Origin of the sequence: Bremerella sp. P1 (assembly GCF_028748185.1) — a bacterium.
GTDB lineage: Bacteria > Planctomycetota > Planctomycetia > Pirellulales > Pirellulaceae > Bremerella.
The window spans coordinates 2,501,480-2,524,366 of sequence record NZ_CP118164.1 but is presented as its reverse complement, the minus strand read 5'-3'; the positions used below and the strand labels follow the sequence as shown (position 1 = coordinate 2,524,366).

The 22,887-nt window shown below is 57.1% G+C and carries 22 protein-coding genes; 13 read left to right on the top strand and 9 right to left on the bottom strand.

The genetic code is table 11. The features are described from left to right. Positions 1-7: 7 nt before the first annotated feature. On the bottom strand, positions 8-1,132 hold the full coding sequence (locus tag PSR63_RS10395; protein WP_274333033.1) for a hypothetical protein: 1,125 nt from the start codon (positions 1,130-1,132) through the stop codon (positions 8-10). Between the two features lie 449 nt (positions 1,133-1,581). Between PSR63_RS10395 and PSR63_RS10390 the strand changes: the two genes are divergently transcribed. Continuing rightward, on the top strand, positions 1,582-2,559 hold the full coding sequence (locus PSR63_RS10390; protein WP_274333032.1) for an aldo/keto reductase: 978 nt from the start codon (positions 1,582-1,584) through the stop codon (positions 2,557-2,559). A gap of 6 nt (positions 2,560-2,565) precedes the next feature. Then, positions 2,566-3,762 (top strand): sodium:calcium antiporter, encoded by a 1,197-nt coding sequence (locus tag PSR63_RS10385; protein WP_274333030.1) that lies wholly within the window; start codon positions 2,566-2,568, stop codon positions 3,760-3,762. Here the strand turns inward: PSR63_RS10385 and PSR63_RS10380 are convergent. Continuing rightward, complete coding sequence (locus tag PSR63_RS10380) at positions 3,752-4,954, bottom strand: inositol-3-phosphate synthase (RefSeq protein WP_274333029.1); 1,203 nt, start codon at positions 4,952-4,954, stop codon at positions 3,752-3,754. The genes PSR63_RS10385 and PSR63_RS10380 overlap by 11 nt on opposite strands. A gap of 352 nt (positions 4,955-5,306) precedes the next feature. Here PSR63_RS10380 and PSR63_RS10375 point away from each other — a divergent pair, with 352 nt between their 5' ends. Continuing rightward, positions 5,307-6,500 carry an amino acid aminotransferase gene (locus tag PSR63_RS10375; RefSeq protein WP_274333027.1) on the top strand — a complete coding sequence of 398 codons (1,194 nt, stop codon included), beginning with the start codon at positions 5,307-5,309 and terminating at the stop codon, positions 6,498-6,500. 70 nt (positions 6,501-6,570) lie between these two features. Here PSR63_RS10375 and PSR63_RS10370 read toward each other — a convergent pair whose 3' ends face one another. Then, on the bottom strand, positions 6,571-8,163 hold the full coding sequence (locus tag PSR63_RS10370) for a HEAT repeat domain-containing protein (RefSeq protein WP_274333025.1): 1,593 nt from the start codon (positions 8,161-8,163) through the stop codon (positions 6,571-6,573). 566 nt (positions 8,164-8,729) lie between these two features. Between PSR63_RS10370 and PSR63_RS10365 the strand changes: the two genes are divergently transcribed. Together PSR63_RS10365 and PSR63_RS10360 are read left to right on the top strand one after the other, a co-directional pair. Then, a complete protein-coding gene (locus tag PSR63_RS10365) occupies positions 8,730-8,996 on the top strand; it encodes a hypothetical protein (protein WP_274333023.1) in 267 nt (88 codons plus the stop codon). 454 nt (positions 8,997-9,450) lie between these two features. Next, positions 9,451-10,716, top strand: a complete 1,266-nt coding sequence (locus PSR63_RS10360) for a DEAD/DEAH box helicase (protein WP_274333021.1) — start codon at positions 9,451-9,453, stop codon at positions 10,714-10,716. On the opposite strand, the gene PSR63_RS10355 is transcribed toward PSR63_RS10360, so the two are convergent. Both PSR63_RS10355 and PSR63_RS10350 read right to left on the bottom strand, forming a co-directional pair. Then, complete coding sequence (locus tag PSR63_RS10355; protein WP_274333019.1) at positions 10,713-11,750, bottom strand: extracellular solute-binding protein; 1,038 nt, start codon at positions 11,748-11,750, stop codon at positions 10,713-10,715. The two genes, PSR63_RS10360 and PSR63_RS10355, sit on opposite strands and share 4 nt — an antisense overlap. Position 11,751: 1 nt before the next feature. Continuing rightward, positions 11,752-12,222 carry a hypothetical protein gene (locus tag PSR63_RS10350; RefSeq protein WP_274333017.1) on the bottom strand — a complete coding sequence of 157 codons (471 nt, stop codon included), beginning with the start codon at positions 12,220-12,222 and terminating at the stop codon, positions 11,752-11,754. Positions 12,223-12,301: 79 nt separating this feature from the next. Between PSR63_RS10350 and PSR63_RS10345 the strand changes: the two genes are divergently transcribed. After that, the gene (locus PSR63_RS10345) at positions 12,302-13,825 is read left to right on the top strand and encodes a hypothetical protein (RefSeq protein WP_274333015.1); all 1,524 of its coding nucleotides are present in this window, start codon (positions 12,302-12,304) and stop codon (positions 13,823-13,825) included. Between the two features lie 23 nt (positions 13,826-13,848). Here PSR63_RS10345 and PSR63_RS10340 read toward each other — a convergent pair whose 3' ends face one another. Continuing rightward, a complete protein-coding gene (locus tag PSR63_RS10340) occupies positions 13,849-15,141 on the bottom strand; it encodes an outer membrane protein assembly factor BamB family protein (RefSeq protein WP_274333013.1) in 1,293 nt (430 codons plus the stop codon). Positions 15,142-15,347: 206 nt separating this feature from the next. Here PSR63_RS10340 and PSR63_RS10335 point away from each other — a divergent pair, with 206 nt between their 5' ends. The 4 genes from PSR63_RS10335 to PSR63_RS10320 all read left to right on the top strand — a co-directional run bounded on the left by PSR63_RS10335 (position 15,348) and on the right by PSR63_RS10320 (position 18,651). Next, positions 15,348-15,551: a hypothetical protein gene (locus PSR63_RS10335; RefSeq protein WP_274333011.1), complete on the top strand. Its 204-nt coding sequence runs from the start codon at positions 15,348-15,350 to the stop codon at positions 15,549-15,551. A gap of 221 nt (positions 15,552-15,772) precedes the next feature. After that, the gene (locus PSR63_RS10330) at positions 15,773-16,927 is read left to right on the top strand and encodes a TlpA family protein disulfide reductase (protein WP_274333010.1); all 1,155 of its coding nucleotides are present in this window, start codon (positions 15,773-15,775) and stop codon (positions 16,925-16,927) included. A gap of 190 nt (positions 16,928-17,117) precedes the next feature. Then, positions 17,118-17,705, top strand: coding sequence for a hypothetical protein (locus tag PSR63_RS10325; RefSeq protein WP_274333008.1), 588 nt, complete (start codon positions 17,118-17,120; stop codon positions 17,703-17,705). Positions 17,706-17,928: 223 nt separating this feature from the next. After that, positions 17,929-18,651 carry a hypothetical protein gene (locus PSR63_RS10320; RefSeq protein WP_274333006.1) on the top strand — a complete coding sequence of 241 codons (723 nt, stop codon included), beginning with the start codon at positions 17,929-17,931 and terminating at the stop codon, positions 18,649-18,651. A 199-nt stretch (positions 18,652-18,850) separates the two neighbouring features. Here the strand turns inward: PSR63_RS10320 and epmB are convergent, their stop codons facing one another. After that, complete coding sequence (gene epmB / locus PSR63_RS10315; protein WP_274333004.1) at positions 18,851-19,897, bottom strand: EF-P beta-lysylation protein EpmB; 1,047 nt, start codon at positions 19,895-19,897, stop codon at positions 18,851-18,853. Between the two features lie 76 nt (positions 19,898-19,973). Between epmB and efp the strand changes: the two genes are divergently transcribed. The 3 genes from efp (at position 19,974) to PSR63_RS10300 (ending at position 21,598) form a co-directional block, all read left to right on the top strand. Continuing rightward, positions 19,974-20,540 carry an elongation factor P gene (gene efp / locus PSR63_RS10310; protein WP_274333002.1) on the top strand — a complete coding sequence of 189 codons (567 nt, stop codon included), beginning with the start codon at positions 19,974-19,976 and terminating at the stop codon, positions 20,538-20,540. Positions 20,541-20,674: 134 nt separating this feature from the next. Continuing rightward, positions 20,675-21,301, top strand: coding sequence for a hypothetical protein (locus tag PSR63_RS10305; protein ID WP_274333000.1), 627 nt, complete (start codon positions 20,675-20,677; stop codon positions 21,299-21,301). A 9-nt stretch (positions 21,302-21,310) separates the two neighbouring features. Next, the gene (locus PSR63_RS10300; RefSeq protein WP_274332998.1) at positions 21,311-21,598 is read left to right on the top strand and encodes a hypothetical protein; all 288 of its coding nucleotides are present in this window, start codon (positions 21,311-21,313) and stop codon (positions 21,596-21,598) included. 47 nt (positions 21,599-21,645) lie between these two features. Here PSR63_RS10300 and PSR63_RS10295 read toward each other — a convergent pair whose 3' ends face one another. Both PSR63_RS10295 and PSR63_RS10290 read right to left on the bottom strand, forming a co-directional pair. Beyond that, complete coding sequence (locus PSR63_RS10295) at positions 21,646-22,320, bottom strand: hypothetical protein (RefSeq protein WP_274332996.1); 675 nt, start codon at positions 22,318-22,320, stop codon at positions 21,646-21,648. A 6-nt stretch (positions 22,321-22,326) separates the two neighbouring features. Further along, positions 22,327-22,827 (bottom strand): hypothetical protein, encoded by a 501-nt coding sequence (locus PSR63_RS10290; RefSeq protein WP_274332994.1) that lies wholly within the window; start codon positions 22,825-22,827, stop codon positions 22,327-22,329. Positions 22,828-22,887: the final 60 nt, after the last annotated feature.

The following is a 22,887-nucleotide window of genomic DNA, read 5'->3' as shown; positions in this document are numbered from 1 at the left end:
TGAGTCGTTAGCTGCCGACGTTTACTTCTAACCCGGTTAGCTGCGATTCCAGCTCTTCCGCCGCTTCTTTCGAGGCGCCGGTTTGCCAGAGGTAAAGACTCTTCAGGTTGGTCAGGTTAACCAGGACATCGATGCCCTTGTCGGTGACCTTGGTGCCGTACAGGTTCAAGTACGAAAGCTTCGTGTGTGGCACCAGGTAAATCAGAGCCGCATCGGTCACGCCGGTCTGGGCCAGGTTCAGCTTCTGAAGATTAGGAAGGCCGACCAACTGCTTGACCCCTTCATCGGTGATGTTGGTTCCGCGGGCATTGATCTCGACCACGTTGCGTAGCTTGCGAACCAGGGCCAGGGCTGCGTCATCGATCGGCTTGTCGCTCAGGTGGAACGACACGACCTTCTCGTCCGAGTTCTGGGCCAGCACGTTCACGCGACCACCACGAGCCGTGATCTGCTTGATCGCTTCTTCTTCAGTCGCGTCGTCGACAGGAGCCAGCGGATGGGCTTTGACGATCTCGATGACCTGCAGCTGCGTCTTGATTGCATCGGCCAGGCTCTTGCGTAGTTCGGTCGAGAGTTCCGCTTTGACTTCCTTCTTGATGTCGGCTTTCAGTTTGTCGAGCGCGGCTTGATCGAGAACCAGTCCGGTCTTTTCTTCCGCGGCCGATTCCATCGGCATCGGTTCCGGTGTTGGTTCTGGCATCGGCTCGGCCTTGGCGATCTCCGATGGCAACTTGCCGGCACTGATGTTATCGGCGAAGGTGGGGGACTTATCATCCTCCTTGTTCACCTTCATGGCCTTCACTTTTTCGAGCGCGGCAACCACTTCGGCGGTCGCTTTGTCCTTTTCCTTTTCGAGACGCTCTTTGTCGAAGTTGGCCTTGTCCAACAGTTCGTCCAGAGCCACACCGTAAGCGTTGCGTTCCTTCTTGCTTTGACCATCGATGTGGCACACGTTGCACTTCGATTCGGTGGCGGTAGCAGCGAACTTCTTGGCAGGCTCTTCCTTCGGATCGGCCGGAACGACCTTCTCGTTGAAGACTTCCCAGAAGAATGGAATAGCGTAGGCTGGCTGAGTGATGTAGGCGACGCCTACCAGAGCGAAACAGGCAGACAAAACGATTCGGGCAAACATGGACTTCCTCGTCGTGTGACTTGTGCGATGGGATCGATATCGGAAAGGGCCTCACCCGAGCAGCGAGACGCTTACCGAGGTTTTTGGCAATTTGGGCGAGATATTACGATTCTGGCTCGTAAACCGGCGCGATGCAAGCCGGAGAGCCAATTCGGGGCAAAGTCGCACGCATAAGAAGGATTGTTACGCCGGTCGTGCGAGTTTTCGATGAATAGGGTGGCCCAGAGATTCATCTCTGGTTCGGCTTTGCCGACGAGCGGCTCGAAAACGGATGTCGTCGAGGATTGAGTCATCCCGTTCTATTCCTACCCAGACCAAGAGCCGCTTGTCGCCTGCGGCTACCCAGAGAAAGCTCTCTGGGCCACCCTGGTGCTTAATCGCCGACAGGGGCATTTGATTGTGTTATAGTGGCCCACGCTTGATGATTCTTTCCCCTCCAGGCTCACCTCATGAATACACAAACGCTCAACACCGGATCCCACATGCCCATGCTTGGGCTCGGTACTTGGAAGATCGACAAGTCGCAATGTGCCGACGTGATTGTGGCCGCCGCGAAGGCCGGATATCGCCACTTCGATTGTGCATGTGACTACGGCAACGAAATTGAAGTCGGCCAGGGCATCAAGCGAATCATCGACGAAGGTATAGCCACCAGGGAAGAGCTGTGGATCACTTCCAAACTGTGGAACACCTACCACGCCAAGGAACACGTGCGGCCGGCATGTGAGAAAACGCTCAGCGATCTGGGACTCGACTACGTCGACTTGTATCTGATCCACTTTCCGATCGCGCTGAAGTATGTCCCCTTCGAAGATCGCTATCCGCCAGAGTGGTTTTACGACCCGGCCGCGGACAGTCCTGGGCTGGTGACCGAGCCGGTTCCGATCCGTGAGACCTGGGAAGCGATGGAGTCGCTGGTCGAGGCCGGCCTGGCGAAGGACATCGGCGTCTGCAACTTCGGCGTGTCGCTCATGCGGGACATGCTTTCCTATGCGAAGATTCGCCCCAGCGTGCTGCAGGTAGAACTGCACCCACGTCTGACGCAAGAGAAGCTCCTGCGCTGGTGCGCCCAGGAAGAGATCGCCGTGACCGCGTTTTCTCCGTTCGGTCCGAGCTCTTACTTTCAACTGGGCATGGCCGAGCAGAGCGAGTCGCTGATCAATAACGATGTCGTTCAAGCAATCGCCAAAGAAGCAGGCAAGACACCAGGACAGGTTCTGCTGCGTTGGGCCGTGCAGCGCGGGACGATTGTTATTCCCAAGGCGAGCAGCGAAAAACACCTACAGGAAAACGCGGCAATATTTGACTTCGAGCTGACGAAAGACCAGATGTCTGGCCTGTCGGCTTTGAATCAGAATCGCCGCTTCAACGACCCAGGCCATTTTTGCGAGGCGGCCTTTAACACCTTCTTCCCCATTTACGAATAGAGCATCATGGGCGGCGAACTGGCACAGCTGAGTTTGATCTTTCTGGGACTCGCGATCGTGATTGTCTTCGCAGGCAATTTCATGGCCAAGGCAGCCGACGTGATCGGCGAGAAGTCAGGCATGGGGGCCTCGCTGGCTGGCCTGGTGCTGTTGGCCGCGGCGACCAGTCTGCCCGAGTTCGCGATCAACATCAACGCGGTTCGCTTGCCCGATAGCACCCAAGGGGTCGACCTGACGCTGGGCAACGTGCTGGGGAGCTCGCTCTTTAATCTGTTGATTCTGGGGATCGTCGACTTAATCTTTCACTCCAAGGCGCGGATGTTTTCGTCGATCTCCTCGGCGCACGCTTTATCGGCGTTGGTCAGCATGGCGCTGATTGCGATTGTTGTGCTGTTTCTGCTGCTGGAGCGGGATGCAGTCGGGATACCGCTCCACGTTTGGCACATGGGGATCGGGACGATTTTGTGTGGGGTGTTTTATATATTCTCGGTGCGGCTGATCTACCTCGATCAGCACATGGCCTCGAAGCTGAAGGATGAGAAAGAGAGCCCGGAAGAAGAGCCTGCGGCCAATTCAGGCATGTCCCTTGGGATGGCAATCGGCGTTTACCTGGCGACGACGGTGGTGATTTTCATCGCCGCGGCCTACCTGGCACCAACGGCCGATCGTATCGCCGAGATCACTGGCCTGGGTGGCACGTTCATCGGTAGCACGCTGTTGGCCCTCACGACCAGCCTGCCTGAGTTCGTTACGACGATCGTCGCCGTCCGCATCGGCGCCGCCGACATGGCGATCGGCAACATCCTGGGCAGTAACACGTTCAACATCGCGATCCTGCTGCCGGTCGATGCGATCTATACGAAAGGTTCGCTCCTGGCCGACGCCAGCCCCGTGCACGCCATGACCGGCGTGGCGGTCATCGTGCTGACGTGCGTGGCCACGATGGGGATTGTGTATCGAGCCGAAAAGAAGTACTCGATCATCGAGCCAGACGCGCTGCTGGTGGTTCTCTTGAGCCTGCTCTCGATCTGGGGCATCTATCAGTTAACCAGACCCAGCGGCCAGCCTGAGATCAAGGAAAAGCCGCACGTCGAGGAGGTGTCGTACCAGCAATTTCACGTAGGGTGCGAGCAGCCAAACGCGTCGCACCCCATGCGGCATCCACCTTGGCTCGAGATGAGTTCTCGAAGCCCTAGCTCTTAAGCGACTTCGTCCAATCTTCCAGCATTTGGAACTGGATGGCGAAGTCGTTCTCTTCGGTCCCCAGCGGTGACTTGAAGAAGCACGAGAGCTGCGTTTGCAGGCCGGTGCATCCGGATCGCCGGGCCAGGTCGGCGAAGCGAGCCAGGTCGATCACCAGCGGGGCGGCCAGCAGCGAGTCGGCACCTTGCCAGATGAACTGCATCACCATCGGCGTGCCCAAAAAGCCTTGGAAGTGGATGTGGTCCCAGGCCGTCTTCCAGTCCCCCATGCTGTCGATGTTTTCGATGGTGACCAGCGTCTGTGGGGTGTAGCCGAAGATCTTGCTCAGCAGACGATCCTTGCTGACGGCCTTGGTCTTCTTGTTCTCCGGATCGTCGAGCACCTTGGCATCCATGTTGCCGAAGATGTTGTGCCCGACCCAGCTCATCACGTGGAAGTTACGCTTGGCAAACATCGGGGCGAGCGCACTCTTGAGGAGCGTTTCGCCGGTCTTGCCGTCGTGCCCCATGTGACAGGTACCCTTCGACTTGGCCAAGTCATCCAGGGCTTCGATCGCCGTACCCAGCGAGGGCGTGAAGTTGATGAACGCGTAACCGAGTTCCAGCGTGGCGATACCATACAGCGAACTGGCCGGTAGCTTGCAATCATCGGAGGCCAACTGCGGCTCGAGCTCTTTCCACGTCTTGGGGAACTGGTCGCCATCGACCGGCGGCTCGGTCGAGGAAATATTCACCACCACCACGTTGTCCAGGCTGTTGGCCTTGGCGAACCCGGCGATGTCGGCTTTCAAGCGATCGACCGCTTCTCGCGGCGTTTCCTTGAGGGCTTGAAGCTTGGGATGGGCGAACTCACTGATCTTCTTGCCAGCGTTGTAGAGCGTGCCGTCGTGAATGTTGGCGTCGAGCGCAGTCAGGTCGTCCTTGATCTTTTCGACCAGGCGACCATCGATGGCGCGGCTCTCGAAGACCATCTTGTAGGCTTCGTCCAAAAGACTGACGTCGCGAATGTCGTGGCCGCCGATGACGATGTCATTCCACTGGGCCAGTTCCAGATCCTGAAACTGCTCTAGTTCGCTTACCAGCCCGACGGTCTCGGTCAGGCCTTTCTTTAGTGCGAGAAGTCCAACAATGGAGGTTGTGGCGACGCCGCCTTTAGCGCCAATCAGCCAGATCCCGGTACGCGAGCCTGCCATCGGTAAGTTTCTTTCCAATCAAAAGGCGAAAAATCAATTCGTCGCGTTGCCAACGTCAGGCCTGGCTAAAGGGGAGCGTCATCGCCGTGAGGCTCTCCGCTGTGCTACTTCCAGTTCCGAATTCAGGGAGGGAACAAACCAGGCAGGCATCGCGAGGAAGGGTGAAGCTTACCATTATGATCGGTTTGGGCGCGAAATTCACCCCGTTAAAGGGGCAGGTCACCGAAGAATCCTTCGCATTTTTTCCGAGTTTGGGACTTTTCGGACACGATTGCGAACTATCAGACATCGTTGGCATCTCGTAAAATGAACGCGTTTGTTTGCTTCAGCCCCCTGTTACCAATGGAAGTTTATGTTCCAGCACGTCGAAACGGCTCCCCCGGACGCAATCCTGGGTCTTAATGAAGCCTTCCGCAACGATCCCAACCCCGAGAAGATCAACCTCAGCGTGGGCGTCTACAAAGACGAAAAAGGGGTGACGCCGGTCCTCAAGTGCGTCAAGGAAGCGGAAAAGCGCCTGTTGGAAACAGAAAGCACCAAGAGCTACCTCCCAATCGACGGCCGAGCTGGCTACAACAGCGCGGTTCGCACGCTGCTGTTTGGTGACGATCATGAAGTGATCACGGCTAAACGTGCCGTTACCGTGCAGTCGCCTGGCGGTACGGGGGCCCTGCGTGTCGCTGGCGACTTCATCGCGGCCAACTTCCCCGGTGCTTCGCTATGGCTGAGCCAACCGACCTGGCCGAACCATCCCAATATCTTCACGGCCGCCGGCATTCCGCTGAAGACGTATGCCTACTTCGACAAGAAGACCAACGGCCTCGACTTCGACGGCATGCTCAATGACTTGAAGAGCGCCGGCAAGGGGGACATCGTCCTGCTGCACGGCTGTTGCCACAACCCGACCGGTATCGACCCGACGCCTGAGCAGTGGAAAGCGATCGCCGACCTGATTCAGGAAAAGGAATTGCTGCCGCTGTTGGACTTCGCTTACCAAGGCTTCGGTTCCGGTCTGAGCGAAGACGCCGCTGGTCTCCGCGAGATCGCACGTCCCGGGCAAGAGATGCTGATCTGTAGCAGCTTCAGCAAGAACTTTGGCCTGTACAACGAACGCGTCGGTGCCCTGACCGCCGTGGCGACCGGCGAGGCGGAAGCGACTGCCGTACTCAGCCAGTTGAAGAAGGTGATCCGCTCGAACTACTCGAACCCACCGACGCATGGTGCCGCGGTCGTCGAGACGGTTTTGACCGACGATGGCCTTTGCACGATGTGGGACGAAGAACTGACCCACATGCGGGACCGCATCAACGGCATCCGCAAGCTGTTCGTCGATAAGATCTCGGCCTGCGGCATCGACCAGGACTTCTCGTTCATCCAAGACCAAAAGGGGATGTTCAGCTTCTCTGGCCTCAATCAGATGCAGGTCGACCAGCTCCGCAGCGAGATGAGCATCTACATCGTCGGCTCCGGCCGCATCAACGTGGCCGGCATCAGCGAGGCCAACGTCGACCGCCTATGCGAAGGCATCAAGAAGGTCACCAGCTAACCCGTTCCTGTCCCCTCTCCCCGCAGGGGCGAGGGGACAGGAAGTAGATGACCTACGCCCAAAGACGTCTCTACTCCGCTTCTTCTTGATCCGATAGGCTCTCGTGCAGCGAGACCCATTCTGGGCGGTCTTTGTTAAAAGCCTGTAAATATTCGCGGCCTGTGTGAACGTAATAGGCCTCGCGGGGGCCGATCGGGTGTCGGCTTTCTCCGGCCGGGTAGAACGTCGTGCTGCGGAGATCCGCAATCGCGGTCCCGGCCTGACCGTCGCGGCGAGTGCCTGCTATCAGTCTTACATCGCCAAAGAAGAAGCCCAGCATGGCCGGCTGTGGTGTCTCGTAACCTTCGCTGGCCACACGCTGCAGCAGACTGTTGGCCAACTCGTTCTGGTTGGCCTGCCACTTGTCGGGTTCTAACTCGAAGACCTCCGGATGCTCGGCCTGCCAGCCGGCGAAGGCCGCGTAGATGTCTGGCAGCGGCAACGAAGTCAGGTCGACGGCAAAGCTCTGGGTGACCGGTCCCACAATCCCCACGCTCTGAAATGTACCGCCGGGCATGTGGTACGCGTACTGAATCAGGTGGCAATTCTGAGCTTCTTCAAACCCAGGCCAACCCAAAGTGCGGCTATCAACCTGGTGCACTTCGTGCGGTGGCATGCCGAACTGGGTGTCTAAAGAAAGCCACGCGGCGAGCTCTCCTTCGACCTTCGCTTGTTCGGTTTGAAACTCGGCCGGGATCTTTGCCAGCATGTCCAGTTCTTCCGCCACCTCAAGCACACTCGGCCGGCAGACCGGCTCGGCAGCCAACTCCACGAGCAGCTCTTTGCCTTCTTCATTGCCCAGTTTGGCCAGCGCGATAGCCGCATCCGATCGCAGCTTGCGATGCTTTAAGTCAAGTGCTGACTTGAGTTTACTAACGGCCTTCTCGTCGCCGATGAGGGCAAATGCGTCGCAAATGGCCAGCGCAATGGACGTGGCTTCGGTCACCGCGACCTTGGCCGCGGCGAAGTCCTTGGCCTCTTTGGGCGGCTCGGTTTCAAACTTCGAGAGCCGCGCGATCAGGCCCGAGAAGAGTTCCCCCAACGCATCGACTCGGTCGGATGCCGGATGCTTGGCGACCATCCCTTGTCGCGTGACGAAGTTGGCCAGGTCCAACACGAGCGACGCCACTGAAAGATGCGACAACGCTTCAAGAAGTTTTGGAAAAAGTGTCTCGGTGGGAAGATTGTCCTGACGCAGAAGAGGAACAAATGCGATCGCGGCCGCATTGGAATTCGAAGGTGGTTGTTCGACGACCAACTCAGCGAAGAGTTCCAGCGCTGCCTCACTACCGGTGGCCGACAACAACGCGAGCAAGAGATGCCCCATGCGATGCGTCGCACCCCAGTTGCGATAGGCCGCGGCAATACGATTCAAGTCGTCCGTTTCGAGCTCTTCGACGTCGCGCAGACGCATGGCCAGCAGGTTCAACACGCGATCGAGAAAGCGACGTTTCGCATCGGAGATCTCAGGCGGTACGGACTCTAAAAACCGCAAAATACCCGAGATTTCCAGCTCTTCGGCACTCAGAATCCACTGCAGAGCTTCCTTGTGAGAGACCAAACTTTCGAGGGTTTGATCTCCTTCCAGCCAGCCACTGAGAACGGCATTCAATCGATCCGACATGGAATTCACTTTCGCATAGAACAACGGCGGACAACCACTTGGTCCATCTACTAGTCTAAAGGGCAAAGCATTTGATCGCGACCACCTTCTGCGCGCGCTGGAAAGGTTCGTGTCGCTTCACCGCGCAAGTGGCCGCGCAACTATTTCCAGGAAGTGTGCGGTTGGTGGAGAACTTTTTCTGCACAAATTCGTTTCGAGGTTCGATAATTCACCTTGACGAAAGAAAGGCAAAGTTGATTCAATTTGCGAGAAGTAGTTTTTCAGTCATCACCTCACGTCGCTTTCGCAGTTTGGTGGCGCACCTGAGCGATGACATGATGAGAAACTCCGGCTTGATTAATCCCGCGAGGATGCCGAGTCGAAAAGGGGTGAAGCGGCACGCGTGCCGAAGTTCTCCCAATCGAATCTGTGCCATGCATTCGGACGGATGAAAATGGATGTTCAATCTCTCACTTGTGTGTGAGAGTTCGGCATAACTGCCAAAGCAGATTCGAGAGGACTTTTGTGATGCCCCGAAAGTTCTCTCTATGACCACGGGCATCGAATCTTGAGGAGCCCACGGAACGATGGCAACCAAGAAGAAAGCTGCACCGAAGAAGACCGCCAAGAAAGCACCTGCCAAAAAGGCTGCCCCTAAGAAGGCTGCTAAGAAGACGGTCAAAAAGGCTGCACCAAAGAAGGCCGCCCCTAAGAAGGCTGCCAAGAAGACGGTGAAGAAGGCTGCTGCCAAGAAAGCTTCGCCAAAGAAAGCTGCCAAAAAGGCTGCGCCAAAGAAGGCCGCTAAGAAGAAGACCACCAAGAAGGCTGCCGCTCCGGCAACTCCAGCCACCTAAGGCTGATGGCCGAGGGTAATCCTCGGTCTATATTGGTTTTTCTTCGACGAGGTCCCCCCCAGGGGCGGCCTGGCATATAACGACGAGAAAGGCCGGACCACTGTCCCGTAGACGTCTTACGGGCCAATGGTTCGGCCTATTTGTTTGCGCATCCGGAACTTCTGAGGGGCACGCTCGATTGTCCTATCGCCGTTTGTACATTATTGTTAGGGCTTATTGTTTTGATGCAGAACTAGCGGCAGCAGCGGTTAACGTCCCAGCAAGTGTCATCACATCGCCCTGGGTCGGCCCCGACGGAGCGATCGTTAAGCAAAAGCCCCCCTGGCTATTAGCGATCGCCCCCTTGGGGCTGACAAGTGAAAGACATGCTTAATGTTTGGACCCGCGCGAGAAGCCGCTGACAACAACGACGTCTCCCTACCCTACGACGTCCTTTCCAGAAACGGTCCAAACCTTGTCGACCTCTGAAGATTCCCCAGAAAAGAAGTTCACCGATCTCAATCTCTCCGAAAAGATGCTCGCGGCCCTGAAAGAGGCCCGCTATGAGGTCCCCTCGCCGATTCAAGCTGGCGTCATTCCCTTGGCCCTGGAAGGGAAAGATGTCCTCGGTCAGGCCCGCACCGGTACCGGCAAGACGGCCGCGTTCGGCATTCCGATCATCGAGACGCTTCCTTCTGGCAAAGGTCCCCACGCCCTGATCCTGGTGCCGACCCGCGAGTTGGCCGTTCAGGTCCGCGACGAGATCGTGAAGCTCTCGAAAGGAATGAGCATTCAGACGGTCGCCATCTATGGTGGTAAGCCCATCAAAGGGCAGATGGATAAGCTCAAGCGAAACCCCGACATCGTTGTTGGGACGCCTGGTCGCGTGATCGATCACATGACACGCCGGTCCCTTTCGCTCGACTACCTGAGCATGGTCGTGCTGGACGAAGCCGACCGGATGCTCGATATCGGTTTTCGTCCCGACATCGAGAAGATCTTGCGTCGCTGTCCGGAACAACGCCAGACGATGCTGCTGAGCGCCACCGTTCCTCCGCCGATCGAACGCCTGGCCAAACGCTACATGCACGAGCCGGTGAAGGTCGACTTCTCTCCTAAGAACATCTCGGCCGACACGATCGAGCAGCATTACTTCACGGTCGACGGACCGAAGAAGATGGAGCTGCTGGTTCGCCTGCTTCGCCGCGAGCAGCCCACCAAGTGCATTGTTTTCTGCCGCACCAAGCGAGGCACCGAAAAGCTGTTCCAGCGACTGCAGAAGAAGACCAAGCTGGTCCGCTGCATCCACGGCGACATGCAGCAGGGAGCCCGCAACCGTACGATCACTGATTTCAAAGCGAACAAGTATCGCATTCTGATCGCCACCGACGTCGTGGGCCGCGGGATCGATATCTCGGATGTGACGCTGATCGTGAACTACGACGTGCCGGAATACTCCGACGACTACGTCCACCGCGTGGGCCGTACCGGCCGCATGGGCAAGGAAGGGGTCGCGTACACCTTCGTGACGCCGGAAGAAGGTAATCAGCTGACGCGGATCGAGATGCGGATCGACAAGCTGCTGATTCGCGACGAGATCGAAGGCTTCGACCCGTACGTCAAGACATCAGTGCAGACCACTCCGCCGCACGCTCGCGATACCGACAACGCAGGCAAAGAAGAAGAAAAGAAAGAGCCGCCCAAGAAGGCTCCCCGTCGCCGTCACCGCCGGGCACTCTAGTTGGTCAGTATCTTCTCGCGAAGAAACGCCGCCGCGCTATCCCACTGGTCGACCGAGGCCTCCCAGTCGACCTCCATCGGCTTGATCGTCTTGGGGGATTCGACCTGCAGCGGAATATCGAGCGTCGTGTTGAGCGGTATTTGAGCGCTCGGTCCTTGGGAGAGTGCGGTCTCGACTTCGGCCGAAAGCAGGTAATCGACCAGCTTCTTCGCGGCCTCCGGGTTCGGCCCGCCTTGGATGATTGCCAACGTATTGGGAATGAAGAGCGTGCCGAGTTGGTCTTCCGCCTGGTCCGGATAAACAATCGCCACGGGACGCCCCGATTTGATCTCGACCATCGCATCGTCCGTATCGGTCAGGCCAAACGCGATTTCGCCTGAAGAGACGGCCTGGGCGACTTGCTTGTTGCCCGGGAACATCTTGGCGTTGGTTTGCAGCTTGGTGAAGAACTGCTCGGCTTTCTCCTGGCCCAACTCCGTGAACAGCACGGCCGCGTGGGTGGCGGTCGTACCAAATAGCGGCTTGGCGTAACCTCCTTGCCCTTTCCACTTGTCATCGGCCAGATCGAAGACCGAAGTGGGCCGCTGGCCTTCCGCTAGTAGGTCGGTGTTCACAAGCAGAATGCGAGCCCGGGCTGCGAAACCAAACCAAGTGCCATCGGCTGAACGGAATGTCGCCGGGTACTCCTCCTCGTGCTTGGGATGGTACGCCGCGAGCAGTCCCGCTTTCTGCAGCCGCAGCGTGTTGAGGATCTCGTTGTTCCAGAAAACATCGCAGCGAGGACGGTCCTTCTCCGCCAAAAGGGCCTCGGTCAGGCCGACCGTCTTGTTGGCTTCGGTATCGTACTTGGCGACGACGTCGACACCGGTCAGCTCGTGGTAGGTATCGAAGTGACTCTCTGAGAACTCCTGATCGAGCGCCGTATAGACGACGACTTCCTCCTGGGCAGCGGGTCGGCAAGCGGTGAAAAGCGTGCCAATCGATAGCAAGAGAATGAAGAGGGCAGTGCGGCGGCACAGGGCAGGGGCAAGCATTTCAGGAAACAGCTTTCGACTTGCGAGGGGTGATTTTCCAGCGAATGCCCCAAATGACCAGCGAAATGATGCTCGTGACGAAAAGAGCGACCAGGGTGGTCGTTTGGCCGGTCAGAATCGGGATCGAGTTGGACTGCTGGGCGAAAAACACCGCGACAACGATCAGCACTACCACGTTAGCGACGATCCAGCCGATGTCCGACTTGCGTTCGTAGTGGCTGCTGCTGAAAAGGTGCTGATGATCCAGAATTGAGGTCCTCAGGTGGCCTGCTGCCAGCAAAAACTGGTATACGACGGCGATGCCCCAAATCACCAGTGCTGGCATCATCACGGCGGCATGCTGTGGGGCCGGCGTAGGCCAATCGAGCCCTGATACGACGGCGCCGGCAAAGCAAATAAGGGCGCAGGTAGCGTGAGCTTTGGGTAAACCAGATTTTCCGGGGGACGTATGGTCCTGCATGACGGCAAACATGAACAAAGACTTGAAATCGATTTTCGTCTAAAATACCACCAAATGGTTTGTTTGTCTTCTCTTCGGGCAAAGGCGGCCCATGGTTCGATACCTCGTTCTCGTCATCGTCGGTGCACTTTTACTGCCAGGCTGCGGTTCGTCCGAACCGGCGGCTAAGCCTGCACCTCAGGCACCCCCAGCACAGACCACCCAGGCCAAGCCAGCCGAGTCGAAGCCACCGGAGCCCGAGAAAGAGCCACCCAAAATGCGCTCCGGCAACGCGACCTTCAGCAAGCCACCGTCCGACGGAGCTGATGCCCTGGGGCCCAACTTCTTTAGTGGCGAAGGACTCCGCGAACGACTTAAGGTCGGTCGCATCGAACCAGAAGTGCAATTCGAAGTCGACCCAGCCAAGCTCGAGGCCAACGGTATCCGCACCATCGAGGGGACGCACGTCACGATCTATACCGACCTGCCGTCTTCGCCTGAGATCGACGAACTTCCCAAGGTGTTCGACGCCGCCTATCCGCAGTGGTGCGAGTACTTCCGCGTCGATCCCGTCGCCAACAACGACTGGAAGATCAAAGCGGTCTTGATGTCCAACAAGCAAACCTTCAAAAACGCCGGCCTCTTTCCCGATTCGCTGCCGGAGTTTCTGCATGGCTACTACCAGGGAGACGCCGTCTGGCTGTTGGATCAGCCGAGCGACTACTACCGACGCCACTTGCTGATCCACGAAGGAACGCATGCGTTCATGATGATCCTCTTGGGCGGAGCCGGGCCACCGTGGTACATGGAAGGGATGGCCGAGCACTTCGGTACGCACAGCTGGGAAAACGGCCAACTCGAAACCCGCGTGATGCCCCCCTCCAAAGATGCGACACCGATGTGGGGACGCATCAAGATCATTCAGGACGAAGTCGCCGGCGGCAGTGCGCTATCGCTGACCCGCATTATGGGAACGCCCCAGCAGTCGTTTCTCCAGAACCGACCTTACGCATGGTGCTGGGGCGCGTGTGCCTACTTGGATAACCACAGCCTGTCGCAGGAAGCGTTTCGCGACATGGTCACCCAGGTACGTTTGACGGGCGGTTTCAGTGAACGGCTATTGAACGAACTCGGCGATGTGATGCCGCAGCTGGCTGAGTCGTGGGAGCTGTTCGTCACCAATGCCGAGTATGGCTACGACTGGCAGCGGAACGAGGTCGTCTACCGGGACCCGGTTCCCTTTACCGGCGAAGTAATGACCGCCGAGATCAACACCGATCGCGGCTGGCAATCGACGGGAATTCTGTTAGACACCGATAGCAACTTCCAAATCTCTGCCAGTGGCGAGTACGTCATTCGCAACGACGGCCAGGCCTGGAAGTGCGAGCCCAACGGCGTGACCATCCACTACTACAAAGGGAAACCACTCGGTCAGCTCGTCGGGGCATTGCGAGGCGAGCCTTGGCGAGGTGGAGCCATCACGCCGCTGGTCACGGCCAACGAAGTCGGTCTGGGGACCAACCTCTATCCGGAAGCACCCTGCGTACTGTTCCTGAAAGTGAACGAAAGCCCAGATCAGCTAGGTGATAACCTGGGCACGATTCAAGTTCAGATCAAGCGGGTCGAGAAGCAGTAACGCGTTCAGGCGAACGAAGGTACTTACTTCCCGATGCAGTACAGATGTTCTTTCCCACGAAGGAACAGTTTGCCACCGGCAACCGCTGGCGAAGCGATCGTCGTGTCTTTCACTTCGTTTTCGCTCACCAACTCGAACGTATCCTTCGCGGCGACCACCTTGCAGTTGCCGTCGATGTTGATGAAGTAGACGTTGCCGCCCGCCACGATCGGCGAGGCCTTGAAGTTGCCGCCTAAGCGTTCACGCCAGAGAAGCTCGCCATCGGTGCTGCGGTAGCAGTGGGCGATGCCATCGTCGGTCACCGTGAAGAGCATCCCGCCGGCATACACAGGCGACGGCGTGTCCGGCGTCGACTTATCGACGGTCCATTGAATCGCGTCTTCGCTGAGTTCCCCTTTATTACCGTCGAGCGTCACCGCCAACAGCGGCTTACGCATGCCGCGCGTGGTGAAGATCTTTCCTTCGGCGACAATCGGACCGGTCACCGTGCGTCCGCCGACCAGGCCTGGCAAGTACCACAGACGCTTGCCGGTATTGGGGTCGTAGGCGTCGAGCGTGTTGCCACCCATGACCACCAGTTGCACCTGGCCATCTTTGGTAAGCAGCAGCGGCGTGGTGTAGGCGTCGGCTTCTTCGGCCGGAGCACCGGTCATCCGCATGGTCATCCATTTCTTTTCGCCCGTCTTCAGGTCATGGGCGATCAGGTAGCTTTTGACCGGTTCTTTCTGCAGGTCGGCCAACGAGTCTTGCATGCAGACCGAGATCACCAGGCCGTTGTAAACCACCGGACTGTTGGCGTGTCCCCACCAGATTGAATAGGTGCCGTATTCCTGCTGAAGGTTGTGGCGCCATAGCTCCTCACCGTCGAGGTTGTAGGTTGCCAGCAAACCATTGCCGAAGTGAACGACAACGTGATTGCCGCTGACCACAGGCGAAGGACTGGCCATGTTGTGCAGATTATGAAACTTCTGGGACTTGCGCTTCGGGGCCGTTCGCGGCGTTTCGGCTTGATCGACCAGGATGTTCAGTTCGATCTGACCCGTCTTCGCATCGAGCCGCAACAAACGCAGCTCGTTGGCTTCGTTCTGCAGCGTGACAAAGACGTGATCGCCCACGATGGCTGGAGTCGAGTCGCCCCAGCCGTCCAGCGAGGTCTTCCAGGCCAGGTTCTCCTGGTCGCTCCACTTCGTTGGTACATTGGTGGCCGCACTGAAGCCGATCCCTTCTGGGCCGCGCCAGGCAGGCCAGTCGTTAGAATCGCCCTGAGAAAGGGGTTTCCAGCCCGATTCTTCCGCCTGAGCGGCCATCGGAATCATGAAGAGGACGAGAAAAAGAGTCCAGCAAAAGCGAACTGCCGGATTAGAATTTTCGATCATCATTATTTGTGGGGTAAGATTGGGGAGTGGGAAGGAGGAGTGATTGCTCTAACTTACCACGCGGCCGCAGCGAAATCGACATTTTTCAAACAACGGGGTCTGCCGATCAATACGCAGGCGAGAAGGGGCGACGACAGGGGAAATTGATGACCGACAACGAGAAATACCCAGAACTTCGCGAATATCTGCGAGGTCAGAACTACTCGGACCTGGAAATCGACCACATCATCGCCGAAGTTCGCGATTACGAGGCCGAAACCCGGGTCGACTCGATCATGGATAGCATCGACTCAGGCCATCTCGACATTCAGGCCCTGATCGACGATGCCCTCAAGAAGATGGCCGACTAAGGCATCGGCATCGCGCAGCCATTCTGGGGTGTGCTGCGCAATTGTGTATGCAATTCGAGGGTAGACATCTTTCTTCTGCCCTCCACCGGGCCATAATACACTGTCCCTTGATTCACCGCCCCGCGCGATCAGGGACCGACGCTTGGCCAATCTGGTAACGATTGACCGCCCAATCGCTCGCTCGCCAAAATCCCTCTCATGTCCTGGGAAGCTGATTGCTCATGAAACGAATTGCTCTTGCTGCCTGCGTTTGTCTGTCTCTGTTTACTTTCACGGCTTGCGGTAGCGCCGCGGACGGGCCCGGTTCTGCCGAAGCAGATTCTTCCGGCGGAGAGGTGCTCGCCCAAGATAGTCTCCAGGCTTTCATCCACGACACCACCGATACCGAACCGCTGATGGACTTCGCCAACGCCAATTTTCAGGCGCTGATGCACGAGATGTCCGGTCCCAGCGAAATCGCTCAGAAGCATATCGAAGGCATCCGCGAAAGCGTGGCCGACGTCGACCCAGGCGACAACGAACAAGCAGCCGGTCTCTTGAACAGCATCAAGCGATCGTTGGAAGCCTTTGAGTTTCGCCTGGTCGCCAAAGGGCTCTCGCTGGATGAAGTGAAAGCGACCGTGACCAAGGACCCTGCCAACACCGAAGCGATCAACCTGTATATCGTGAAGCTCGGCATGACGTTCATGGAAGACATGAATGAGGACATCGAAAAGATGGAATCGTTCGTCAAGACAGAGAACGACTTCATCGATGCCAACGTCGAGAAGGTCGAAGCATCCGATGTGAAAATCACCTACAGGAAGGCCGGCGTGGTTCTTCAGTCGGCCACGCAAGAGATCGAGCGTTTGAAAGCCTACGCCGAACTGGTCGGCAAAGAGATGCTGCCGATCGACGCCCAGGCCTGGGCCAACGGCGATGGGCTCTCTGCGGAAGATCTCAAGGGCAAGGTGGTCCTGCTCGACTTCTGGGCCGTCTGGTGCGGTCCGTGCGTCGCCAGCTTCCCACATCTGGTCGAGTGGCAAGAGAAGTACGGCAAAGATGGCCTGCAAATTGTGGGCATCACGCGTTACTTCAACTTCAACTGGCCTGAGGGTGCCGAAGGCCCACAGCAAGGAGAAGGCCAGGTCCCGCCCACCGAAGAGAACGCCATGCTCGACAAGTTCACCGCCGAGCACAACCTGAAACATCCCACCGCCGTGCTTGACGATACGGATGCGTTCTACAGCTATTACGCCGTTTCCGGTATTCCTCACTTCGTCCTGATCGGTCGCGACGGCAAGATCCACAAGGTGAATTCCGGCATCAGCGAAAGCCGGGCAAAGAAGCTGGAAGAAGAGATTCAGAAACTCTTGGACGAATCCGCACCCGAGTAAGCGGCAACCAGCTTTCGTCATACAAAAGGGCCGAGCGTATCGAACGAGATAGGCTCGGCTCTTTTTTTGTCCAATGGCAATCGGTTTACATCATTGTGGAAAGACATCGTTTGTTTCTCGACATGCGAACAGGGCTTGATAAGGTAACACGCATCACGATTGGGTTATCCCTCATGAGGTAAGCGTAGTCATGCGACAAATCGTCTTCCTATTGGTGCTCTGTGCTCTTGTCGGTTGTGGACCATCGGATCGCGACCAAAAGATCAACGAAGCGCCTCTGAGCCATCAATATCGAGATCCAAAGCCTAAGATTCCGACCGATGATGAGTTGAAGGAGATGTCGTTGGAAGAGGTTCAGGCCATTCTTGATAACGATCGGAATCCAGAAACATGGCGGCTATTGAACCTCAAGGTCGAACAACTCGCCGACCAGCAGATTGAGGGAGCTAGCCTCGAAGCAATTCAACAGCGAATCGAAGCCGACCCGAACGATCGAGTGGCCTGGCGATTGTTAGTCATGAGAGTCGCACAGTTAGCCGGTGATGTCGTCGAGAGCGATCACAGTAAGGCCTATGAATACATCCTGAAAGCGAGAGAACTCTTGCTAAAGCACCAGGAAAACATGTCGGAGGATTTGAAGATGAAAGTCTTTCAACATTCGAACGAGGCGTGGGAGGCAATCGAAAAAAGATCGTTGGTCCTCTTTCAGAAGCAATACGCATCCGATGCCGAGCAGCCCCAACAGGAAGAGGCCGAAGAAACTTCTCCGAGCGAGTAATGGCCTCCGTGTTAAAAAAATTCTGCGCGCACTATCTTAGTGACGCGCTTCCCTTCTAAACTGCACTTTCATCGTGCACACCAATCCCAAAGTCTGTGTGCCACTGGCCTCTGGCCAGCGCTCTTACGGCCAATTGGGATGGCTAACCACGTGCTCACTTCGCACTGCCGAGGGCGGCAGTGGCACACGATTCATCACCACACGTTCAACACAGAAAAACATCATGTCCCATCACCACGCGCCCCAACCTGAAAAGCACGGAGCTGGCTCGAAAGGCCACGCTCCGCAGGTTGCCGTGCGCGATGGGAACCGACTGCTCTGTCCCTGCTGTGGCGAAGTGTTGATGGTGCTGCCGGAGAAACCGCCATCCTACGGCGCCACCCGCCAGACGGTTGCTGTCGATCCGGAGATCGCTGCCTACGCGTTCCCCGCAGATGCACCTCCGCCGATCCCCAATCGGCAACCGGCAAGGCTTCAGCCGGCATCTCTCGATCAGCGAGAACCTCGTGAGCGCAACGACGAAACGCGTGCCCGCGAACGAGAGCGCTATCGGCTCCGGCGTCCGCCGCGCGAACCTCTCACGCACGAAGCAGCTCGGTTGTTTGCGTGGACGTTCTATCGGTTGAAAGCGCTGAACATCCAACTGATTGGCGAAGTCACCGCGAAGCAAGAAGTGATCGAAACGCTGCAGCGGGAATTCGATGCCGTGACGAGAGAGGCTCCGCGCGAAGAACGACCTCGATGCATGATGCAGATGCAGGTGATACTTCATCGCGAAGCCAGGAAGCTTATCGCAGCCCGGCGACGAAAACGCGTTTGCCAGGCGATCGCCAGACATGCCCAAGTCGACGTGGGCATGGCACCTGGTGATGGATGCGAAGCGGACGTCGTCGCAGCGGCAACAGGTCAGGGAGTGGTCGAAACCAACGAACGCGGCCCGCCCTAAACTCTTGTCCCCTCTCCTTCGCAGGGAGAGGGCCAGGGTGAGGGTTTACTGAACGACCGTTAGCTCACCACACCAAACAAAGCTTCCGCAACAAACGGAACACGCATGCGCTGCCAACAAGCGAGATGCCCTTCACGCTAACGCTCTTCCCCTAGGGGCGAGGGGACCAGATCGCGCGTGCGCGTTCACCATCGGCCGACTAACCGATCACCCGCTTGCTGGTATCCCCAGCGATTTCCTCGACGTAGCGCGGTACCGCGTAGCCTGGCAGGCGACTTCGCATTGTTTCCAGAATGCGCAGTCCCTCGGCTCGTGGGACCTCGAAGTGGGCGGCGCCTTGCACGCGGTCGAGCTGATGCAGGTAATACGGCATGACGTTCAAATCGAGCAGTTTTTCCGACAGCTCGATCAGCGTCTGGGCGTTGTCGTTTACCCCGGCCAGGAGCACGCTTTGATTGAGCAGGGGAACGTGGGCCTCGCTCAGAAGCGCCAGCGCCTCGGAGACATCGTCCCCCAGTTCCTGGGGATGGTTCACATGAATGACCACAAACGGCTTGAGCCGCGTGCCGGTCAGCCAGGCCAGCAGCGAGTCGTTCACCCGGCTGGGGATCATCACCGGCAGCCGCGTATGAAGTCGCAGGCGGCGGATGTGCTGGGCATGGGCGATTTTTTCGGCCAGTTGCCGCAGAATGCCGTCGGTCAGGGTCAGCGGATCTCCGCCAGATAACAAGATTTCGTGAAGGCTTTCGTCCTGGTGGATCGCCGCCAGGGCCGAACTCCACGCGTCGATCCCCTTGGGGCCTTCCCCGTAAGGGAAATGCCGCCGGAAGCAGTACCGGCAATGCACGGCACACGCCCCGGTGGTCACCATCAGGGCCCGGCCATGGTACTTTTGCAGAAGGCCTGGCGTCAGAGCCGCTTCGTTGTCGCCGACGGGATTTGCCGTAAACCCTTTTGTGGCAATGGTTTCCTGCTCGACGGGAAGCACTTGGCGGAGCAGGGGATCGCGAGAATCGCCCGGCTGCATCTTGGCGGCGAACTCGCGTGGGACGAACAGGGGGAAGTCATCGGCCGCTGCCTGACCGGTTTGCCAGCAGCTTTCGGGCAGCTGAAGGTACTCGGCCAGGTCGGATGCGCGGCGAAAAGCAGCCCGCATCGAGGCCTTCCAACCCTCGCTAGGCGACGTGGCGGGGTTCGCGATACAATTGCTACTCGCAGATTGCGAATCGGTAGTTACAATGTTCATCTTTCCATTTTACCGAAATGGACAGGGGCGGAAGGCGCCCTGAAGCGACGGATATCTTTTTTCAGCGAGTCCCCACGTGCAATACAGTACCAGCGATTTTCGTAAAGGTTTGAAGGTCCAGATCGACGGCGAACCGTACATCATGACCGAGTGCAACTTCGTGAAGCCAGGCAAGGGGAACGCGCTGTACAAGTGTAAGCTCAAGAACCTGATCCGCGGCACCAACTTGGACCGTACCTGGCGTGGTGGTGAAACGCTGGAATCCGCCGACGTCGAAGAAACCGACGTGCAGTATTTATACAAGCAAGGCGATACCTGGGTCTTCATGGACAACGAATCGTTCGAGCAGTACGAACTCGATGCCGACGCCGTGGGCGATGGCTGGAAGTTCCTGAAGGACGGCATGAAGTGCATGATGACCTTGTTCAACGGCAACCCGCTGGACATGACCCCGCCGATGCAGGTCGAAATGGAAGTCACCTACTGCGAGCCAGGTGCCAAGGGCAACACGGCCACCAACGTGACCAAGCCAGCCACCATCGAAACGGGCGCCGAGATCCAGGTTCCCATGTTTGTGAACCTGGGCGACGTCATCAAGGTCGACACCCGCGACGGCAGCTACGTCGAACGCGTGAAGAAGTAATCACGCGATTGACAGCTTGAATCAACGGGAAACGCTCGGCTACATGTCGGGCGTTTCTTTTTTTTGACTTCACCACGCTCCATCGGGAAAATCAGTCGAAAGGCCTTTCCTTTCCCTCAAGCGGATCTTGTCCTATGTTCCCGGTGATTTTCAGCTTGTCCGTTGCTCTGGTTTGCCAGTTCCCTCCGTCGGATGGTCTCTCGGTAGACGACGCCGTCCAAGCCTTGAAGCAAAAGGGAGGTACCGTTCACGGCAGTAAGAAGCTGATGCGCGTTCGGTTTGTGATGCTCAAGGGATCCCAATTCACGAACGAAGATTTGGGTTATTTCAAACACTTTCTAGAAATGGAACAACTGATCATTCGTGACACGGCGATCACTAGCGAGGGACTGGTGGCCATCAAGACGCTGAAGCATTTGAAGCGGTTATCGTTGTCAGGCGAAAAGATTGACTCCCAGAGCCTTACCTACTGTAAGGATCTTAAGAGTCTCGAGGTGATAACACTGGCAGATATCAAGATCGATCCCGTCCCGCTGAAGCACCTGACAGGCCTCGAGAAACTGAAAATTCTCACGATTCGCAATTCCGCGATCACCGAAGAAGGGCTCAAGGTGATCCAGCAAATCCCCAACTTGGAAACGCTTCGTTTGAACGACGTCGAACTCACCGGCATCACGCTAAACGATATTCAAGCGATACCGAGCCTGAAACAGCTATTCGTCGATGGGGAAGAAGTGGTGTTGGACGCAAGTAAGCAGTAAGACTTGCCCATGAAACTCGTCCTTTCCAAACGAAGAGCCAAACGACTAGCCGCCGGAACAGTCTTCTACTCTGAAGTGCTGGGCATGTGGTATTTGTCGCTATATATGGTCGTCGACGGCAAGGCCGCTCCGTTTGGCATGACGCCGCATGATAACGAAGCGGACGCGCTATCCGAAGGTAACGAGACGCTGAAAGTTACCGATAGCGATTGGATCGACATCGAAGAGGAAGAGGTCGAAACGTACATCGCGACGAATGCAAAGCACCAGTGGAATCCGAGCGGCAAAGACGCGTGAAGAAGTAAACGCAGCTTCGACAACACGAATCAACGGGAAACGCTCGGCTACTTGTCGGACGCGTCTTTTTGGGTCGCCCAGTCATCTGGTAACGGCATGCCGATCATGAAGTGTTTCCATTGGTCGGCTTCATCCTCGGGCATCGGTTCGTATTTTCGGGCATGAAGTCCAAAGCTAGGCAGGAAGCTTCTGTCCAGGTATTTGACGATTCGAGTGAATCGTTTGGGATAGTGTTCGTAACATGCAACTTGTTTTGCTACGCCTTGGCTTTCGACGTGGATGGCCATCCAATGTTGAATCGGGATATCGGCTTCGTACCGATCGTCGAGCGTGCAAAAGTCAGCGTTTCGTAAGATGGCACAAATCGCTGCGATTTCCCACTCGTTTACTTTGATCTCGGTTTGCATCACCGGGTAATCCGGGACGCGGAAATCGATGAAGCGATAGATGCCTTCGCCGGATCTTTTGAAGTAGAACTCTTCGATATAGTAGTTCGTCGCATCAAAGCGAAAGAATTGAAACGAGTTGAAACTTTCCGACACAATCTCGTCGGTTTCCAACAGCGATGTGTTGGGCCGCGATTTGCTGAGCGGGTGCGAGGCGAACGGTACGGCCGGCGTCGGCTGCATCGTCGCCAGGTTCCAGCAAGCAGCGATCGCATCGACACCTAGTACGACGACCAACAGAATTCCGAATGTGAAGAGGACTCGATTGACGATCATCCAGCCTTACTCCGGCGGAACAATGTGCTGGATGCGGATCATCACGTTTTCGCACGAGCCGGGCTGGTACACCGCCGATTCAGGCTTGTCGACCAGCACGTTGTAAACAAGCAAGATGTTCACCAGGACGTCTTTTTCCAAGCAGAGCGAGACGAAGTTGAACGGGTAGATCACTTTGTCTAAATCGGGCGATACCACGCCGATCGCTTTGAAGGGGGGATCGCGATCCGTGAGATCGATATTGGTCCACCGCCAACCCAACTGCTTCACCAGCTGATTGCCCCACAAAGCACCCAGCAGCATGACGATATCTTCGTCTTCGCTGAGTTCCGGCCCGCCCCCTTTTTGAATATCGCACACGCACTCGTTGACGGCCTCGACAATGGACTTCGGAGAATCGCTGAGGGACACGCCCAAAAGTTCCGCTGCATCTTCCGCCACCAGATCAAGCAGACGCATCGTATCGTCATTGGGAGCCGTCGGGACAACATGTGCGGGATCAGGCATAGGGAGGAGTTCCTGAGTTGGTGATCGTGATCGGTGTCAAATCGATTGTAGCGTTAGGCC